The 6,276-nt window shown below is 36.4% G+C and carries 5 protein-coding genes and 1 other RNA gene; all 6 read right to left on the bottom strand.

What is annotated here, in order from left to right:
* Nucleotides 1–107: 107 nt before the first annotated feature.
* Nucleotides 108–1,625 carry a carboxypeptidase gene (gene ypwA / locus ACLBXA_RS16055; protein ID WP_000215085.1) on the bottom strand — a complete coding sequence of 506 codons (1,518 nt, stop codon included), beginning with the start codon at nucleotides 1,623–1,625 and terminating at the stop codon, nucleotides 108–110.
* Between the two features lie 100 nt (nucleotides 1,626–1,725).
* Nucleotides 1,726–3,663: an ATP-dependent DNA helicase gene (locus ACLBXA_RS16050; protein WP_079245307.1), complete on the bottom strand. Its 1,938-nt coding sequence runs from the start codon at nucleotides 3,661–3,663 to the stop codon at nucleotides 1,726–1,728.
* A 139-nt stretch (nucleotides 3,664–3,802) separates the two neighbouring features.
* On the bottom strand, nucleotides 3,803–3,985 hold the full coding sequence (locus tag ACLBXA_RS16045; protein WP_000376895.1) for a DUF3921 domain-containing protein: 183 nt from the start codon (nucleotides 3,983–3,985) through the stop codon (nucleotides 3,803–3,805).
* Nucleotides 3,986–4,046: 61 nt separating this feature from the next.
* Entirely contained in the window at nucleotides 4,047–5,186 is a 1,140-nt protein-coding gene (locus ACLBXA_RS16040; RefSeq protein WP_000521224.1) for a THUMP domain-containing class I SAM-dependent RNA methyltransferase, read from the bottom strand.
* Nucleotides 5,187–5,366: 180 nt separating this feature from the next.
* An RNA gene (gene rnpB, locus ACLBXA_RS16035) (RNase P RNA component class B) lies at nucleotides 5,367–5,757 on the bottom strand.
* An 86-nt stretch (nucleotides 5,758–5,843) separates the two neighbouring features.
* Complete coding sequence (gene gpsB, locus ACLBXA_RS16030; RefSeq protein ID WP_000622431.1) at nucleotides 5,844–6,179, bottom strand: cell division regulator GpsB; 336 nt, start codon at nucleotides 6,177–6,179, stop codon at nucleotides 5,844–5,846.
* Nucleotides 6,180–6,276 lie beyond the last annotated feature (97 nt).

The raw sequence follows: 6,276 nt of genomic DNA, 5'->3' as shown, positions 1-6,276 counted from the left end.
CGATTTGTATTTTTTCATCAGCTGTAAATTTAGCCATAGAAAAACTGCACCTCCAATTGTTAGACTGTGTCTAACAATTGGGGTGCAGTTCATTAAGCAGCTCTTTTTTATAACTCATAAATTTCTTTATACTTCGCTTCTAAATAATCTGCTAAGTAGTTTGCATTTAATCCTTCGCCTGTCACATCTTCTAAAATTTCAAGTGGCTTTTTCGTTTTACCGTATTGGTGAATATTTTCTGTTAACCATTCACGAATTGGTGTTACGTTTCCTTCTTCTAATAATGCGTCAAAGTTCGGAATGTCTTTTAACATTCTTTGCTTAAACTGTGCTGCATACATGTAACCAAGCGCATAAGATGGGAAGTATCCAAATGAACCACCAGCCCAGTGAACATCTTGCAATACACCTTGTGCATTATTTTCCGGACGAATGCCTAAATATGCTTCCATCTTATCATTCCAAGCTGCTGGTAAGTCCTTCACTTGTAATGTACCATCAAATAATTCTTTCTCAAGCTCATAACGAACCATAACATGAAGCGGGTATGTAAGCTCATCTGCTTCTATACGAATGAATGACGGTTTCGATTCGTTAATTGCATCATAAAACTCATCAACTGACATATCATCAAATTGACCATTGCTATACTCTTTTAATAAATCATAATTCTTCTTCCAGAATGATTTATTACGGCCGATAAAGTTCTCAAAGAATAATGATTGTGATTCGTGAATACCCATAGATGTACCACTGCAAAGTGGTGTACCTTCAAATTGTTCTGCAATATTTTGTTCATATACTGCATGACCACATTCATGAATTGTTCCAAAAACAGCCATACGAAAATCTTTTTCATCATAGCGTGTCGTAATACGAACATCCCCTCTATTTAATGTAATTTCGAAAGGATGTACTGTTTCATCAAGACGACCTGCTTCAAAGTCATAATTCAATTGCTTCAATAATTCTAATGTAAAGTTCTTTTGTTTTTCTTTTGAAAATCGTTCCGATAAAGCACTTGTTTTTAATCCTTTTTTAGACTCAGAGATTTCTTTTACAAGCGGTACGATGCGCTCACGAAGTTGACCAAATACGTGATCTAAAACTTCCACTGTAATACCTGGCTCATACATATCTAATAATGTATTGTATTTATATGTTTCATAACCCCAATATGTAATAAATTTCTTTTTAAATTCCACAATTTTTTCTAAGTACGGGCGGAACATTTCGAAATCAGATTTTTCGCGAGCTTCTTCCCACACACTCTCCGCTTTCGCTTCTAATTTCACATAAGCCTCATATTCAACTTGTGGAATTTTTTTATTTCTATCATATTCTTTCCGGCACTCTTCAACCATTTTCTTCGTCGTTTCAGAAAGTTTATCTTCGCGTATTAAAGCTTCAAGCTCTGTTAAATAGTTTCCCATCTCATCTGAAGTCGACATAGCAAACACTTCTGACGAAAGCATACCAATTACTTCAGAACGCTGATCCACACCTTTTTTTGGTGCACCTGTTCTTAAATCCCAAAACATTAAACTTAATGCTTCTCCATAATTCTGTATCTTCTTCACGTATGTTAAAAATTGTTTTTCTACTTCATATGTAGCAACTGTCATCGTATAAAAGCCTCCTTTTTCTACCTCAAACTTAATTCGACACGGAAACATAAATTCCTTTTATAATAGGAAAAAGCTTGGCAAGCGCCAAGCTTTTTCCTTATAATTCTTTACCTTCTACTGGCAGTACATTTTTCACAGCTGCAACTACTTTCTCATCTTCTGAATCAGATAAGAAGATTGATATAGCACCTTTATCGTCGCTCGTACGAATTAAACGTCCGATCCCTTGACGAAGTCGTAAAATCATATACGGTACATCTACATCCCAGAATGGATCATTTACGTGCTTACGTTTCGCTTCAAACACAGGATCGTTTGGAGGGAATGGTAATGACCAAATGATAACATGTGATAATGATGAACCTGGAATATCTAAACCTTCCCATAAATGAACGGCACAAAGTACAGTCTCTTCTTCATTTTGGAAACGAGAAACGAGCTGACTAATTTCCTGATCTCCTTCATATAGGAACGGAACTGACATTTGTTCTTTACTTACATATTCTTTAAACGCTGCAAGTTCTTGTGTTGTACGGAATAATACAAGCGTACGTCCATTTGTTTTTTGTATATTTTCAAGTGTATATTGACACTTTCTTTCCCATTCATTTTCTTTCGTATGCGATAGTAAGTTTACCGCCATTTGCTCCTCATAATCAAACGGTGAGGCAACTGAGAATGATAAGTAATCTTTTACCCCTAGACTATTTGCTGTAAATGCGAATGAATCGTTGTTCGATAATGTCGCAGAAGAGAAAATATACGGGATTTTCTTCGAGAATACTTTCTCTTGTAACACCTCTTCAACTGCACGCGGCATAATAACTAACGTGAAGGCACCATCACCTTCTTCACCCCATGTAATTACATTTTTCTCGTGCATAAACAGACGAAGTGAATGTTCTAACACATCTAAATGCTCATCAACGATATTTAAGTCATACGTGTTTACTGTATGCATTTCACTTTCAAATACTAATGCATCACCGACTTCACCAATTTTTGCATAAAGTCGCTTCGCTTCAGCTGTTACTTTTTCTGTCACAGTAATTTCTAAACGATCAGAACCGGCAATTTCCTTTTTATTCTCTTGTAACACATCAAAGAATCGCTCTGTTTGCCAAATTGTTTCTTCTACTAAATGTGCAAACTCCTCGCGAATATCGTTTTGCAACAATCTCGTTAAAAGTTGCTCCATCATCGTTTGCTTTAAACGGTATGTTAAAGCTTTTTGAGCTGCATATTCTACAAGATGTCCTTCATCGAATACAACGCAGCTACTTTCTGGTAATAATGGAATTTGCCCTTCACGCTTACGAGCATCGTACGTCCAAATATGATCCATATAGAAATCTTGAGAACAAATAATTAAATCTGCTGCTTTACGATAATGTTCACGAGAAAGAGTTTGTCCACAGCGATGACGAGAATCACAAGTAAAGCAATCTTGGAAGTAATCCCAATTTACTTTTGACCATTCTTCGTCATTTAAAAGTGGAAATTCTTTTCTGTCACCATAGTGAGTAAAGTTTTGCATCGTACCATGATCGAATACAAACTGTGGTAACTCGTAATATACGTCTTCAATTACTTCTGGAGCTCGTCCACTCATAACATCTTCAAGTTTACGTAAGCATAAATAATTATCCATTGATTTTGCAAGCCTTACATCAATAGATAGCCCTAATGCTTCAGATAACTTAGCAATGTCCCCTTCTTCTTTCACAAGCTGCTCAATTAACGTTTCATCTGCACAAGCAATAATAGCTGGTTTCCCAGTATAACGCGCGTAACAAATTGCATATAGAAGATATACAATTGTTTTCCCTGTTCCTACACCAGCTTCTGCGAACATAACTTTCTTTTCTTGGAAAGCGCGTTCTAACTGAAACGCCATAAAAATTTGTTCATCACGCTCTTCAAAGCCTTTTTCCGGAAGGATGTCGTAAAACACATCTCCAATCCACTCATTCAACTTATCATAAAAATTATCTTGTTTTCCTACTTCAAATGGTAATCTCTTCTCAGTAAACATCCTTAGCCTCCAACCAAAAAGTTTTTCTATAAAAAGATAATAGCAACTGCTACGCATATGTATGCATTTGCTTTCCCCTGTTGCCATACATAGAAATTCACGAAAAAAAATTTTCCTTTCGAAAAAGGAAAATTTTCTTCTATATTAATGACTTTAAATACCGTTTATCAATCGCTGTTTCATGTGAAAGAGCTGACAAATATTCTTCTTGTGCTTTTTGTATTTCATCTACAATCGCACCTTGACTATCCACTTCTTTTCCGAGCTCATCATACGTACGGTGAATAGCTTTTTGAATCATTGATAATTGGAAACTATCCATATCACTTCCTCCTTTACGCATTACATAATAGCCAGTATATGCGCGCTGGAGGAGTTTTATACTATGAATTACGCGGTGGACGTTTTCCGAAGTATTGGTAGTAATCTGTACGGATAAATCCGTTAAACAGTTTACGCTTCTTCGACGCATCTTTTCCGTAACACTTCTCAAATGCTTCGTAGCTTGTTAATACATACGCTGACCATGTATCTAACGGACGGAATACTTGTCCCATTTCTTTATACAGTTGTTCAACGAGTGCTTTTTCACTTAAACGTTCTCCGTATGGAGGATTCGTTACAACGTAGCCATAATCCTCTTTTGTTGTGAAATCTTTTACCTGCATTTGTTTAAATGTAATTAAATCACCTAAACCTACTTCTTCTGCGTTATCTTGAGCAACTCGAATCATACGATGATCAATATCTGATCCTATGATTTGTAATCGTTGATCATAGTTCGCTAAATCTTCAGCTTCTTGACGCGCTTCACGCCAGTTTTGTTTACCTACCCAGCCCCACTCATCTGATGCGAAACCACGGTTAAATCCTGGCGCAATGTTTTGCCCAATTAATGCCGCTTCAATCGGAATTGTACCTGATCCACAGAATGGATCAACAAATGGACGATCTGGCTTCCAGTTTGTTAATTTAATTAAAGACGCAGCTAATGTTTCTTTTAACGGAGCTTCCCCTTGATCCATACGGTATCCACGTTTATGAAGTCCAACACCACTCGCATCAATTGTTAATGTTGCAATATCCTTGAGCATTGCAATCTCAATACGGAATAACGGACCATCTTCTTCAAACCAAGTTGTACGTTTATATGTTGTTTTTAATTTTTCAACGACAGCCTTTTTAACAATACGTTGGCAATCCGAAACACTGAATAATTCAGATTTTAAAGATTTACCGATAACAGGGAACTCGCCATTCTCTGGAATATAATCTCCCCAGTTTAATGCTTTCGTTTTTTCAAATAGCTCATCAAATGTTGTTGCTTTAAATTCGCCAACTTTAATTTTTACACGATCCGCAGTACGTAACCATAAATTCGTGCGACAAATCGCCTTTTCATCTGCTTCAAATGTTACTTTGCTGTTTTCTACTTGACATTCATAACCAAGATCGCGAACTTCTCGGGCAACTAACGCTTCAATACCCATTGCCGCTGTTGCAATTAAAGTAACTTTTCCCATTTGCATTCACCTCTTATGTATATTCAAACAATAATTAATAGCAATTGTTCCTATTAATCATTACATTTTACGAAAAATTTTCTCATTAACCATTTTAACTCATACTTTATAACTTCATACAAATAAAAAGCCCTCCTCTAACAAAGGAGAGCTGAGTTATTTCATAGTTGGTTCATAACGTTCTGTAAGCCATGTTCTGTTCCTTTGTACTACAAACGGCCCACGCCTCGTACTCCGGTGGCAATCATCTATCTACAGGTTATAAAACCTGTCCTTTCCCGTCGTTCATTTCCTTGGAAAAGATTCCCCTACCATTATTTGGGTTTCTCGCTCGTGGGGTTTACCTCGTTCCACTCCTATCATTTCTTCAAGGACTTCGTCACTGTGGCACTTTAAAGGTAGTCAAACCATATCCGAAAGGACTTAGGTTTTTTCCCTGCCGTTAAACCAGCCTTACAGCCAGAATACCCTAGCTTATGAATTGGCTAGGCACGAACACTACAGCCATCTCAGGCCGTGCGAGCATGGACTTTCCTCTACAACGTTGGCGTTGCAGCGATTACCCAAACGTTATGACATCCATTAGTATAGTGGAAACAAAAAGATTTTGCAACGTTTTTTTCTATGTAAAATGCTTAAACCTTTTCCCACCTTACATCATTCGTATAACTTACTTCCAAATACAGCTTTTTCTAAGTTAGATAAGCGTTTTAAAATATCCGTATTCGTGTTGTTATAAACCGGTTGTGCAACTGGTGTTTGTACAGGTTGTTGTGGAACTTGCGTTACTGCTAGTTTTTGTTCCTCTAATTCACGCTTTAAACGAGCATTTTGTTGCTTTAATTGCTCAAACTCTTTGTGGAAAGCTTCATAGTCTTTAATGATCATATCAAGAAACTTATCTACTTCTTCTTGCTGATAACCTCTCATACCTGTTTTAAATTCTTTTTCTAAAATATCTTTCGCTGTTAATTTAATTTTATCCGAAATCATTTTCTTCACCTCAAATTTTTACCAAAACTTTCATTAACTAAATTTTTTCAGAAACAATGCTTTTTGTCAATCATATATACGAGTACTATATTACATA

This window comes from Bacillus sp. D48C (assembly GCF_053345735.1).
This window is presented reverse-complemented; position numbering and strand designations above follow the sequence as displayed.

What these genes read in the sequence shown, in the direction of transcription:
- ypwA (WP_000215085.1), bottom strand. Translation starts at nt 1,625, where the DNA reads ATGACAGTTGCTACATATGAAGTAGAAAAACAATTTTTAACATACGTG.
- ACLBXA_RS16050 (WP_079245307.1), bottom strand. Translation starts at nt 3,663, where the DNA reads ATGTTTACTGAGAAGAGATTACCATTTGAAGTAGGAAAACAAGATAAT.
- ACLBXA_RS16045 (WP_000376895.1), bottom strand. Translation starts at nt 3,985, where the DNA reads ATGGATAGTTTCCAATTATCAATGATTCAAAAAGCTATTCACCGTACG.
- ACLBXA_RS16040 (WP_000521224.1), bottom strand. Translation starts at nt 5,186, where the DNA reads ATGGGAAAAGTTACTTTAATTGCAACAGCGGCAATGGGTATTGAAGCG.
- gpsB (WP_000622431.1), bottom strand. Translation starts at nt 6,179, where the DNA reads ATGATTTCGGATAAAATTAAATTAACAGCGAAAGATATTTTAGAAAAA.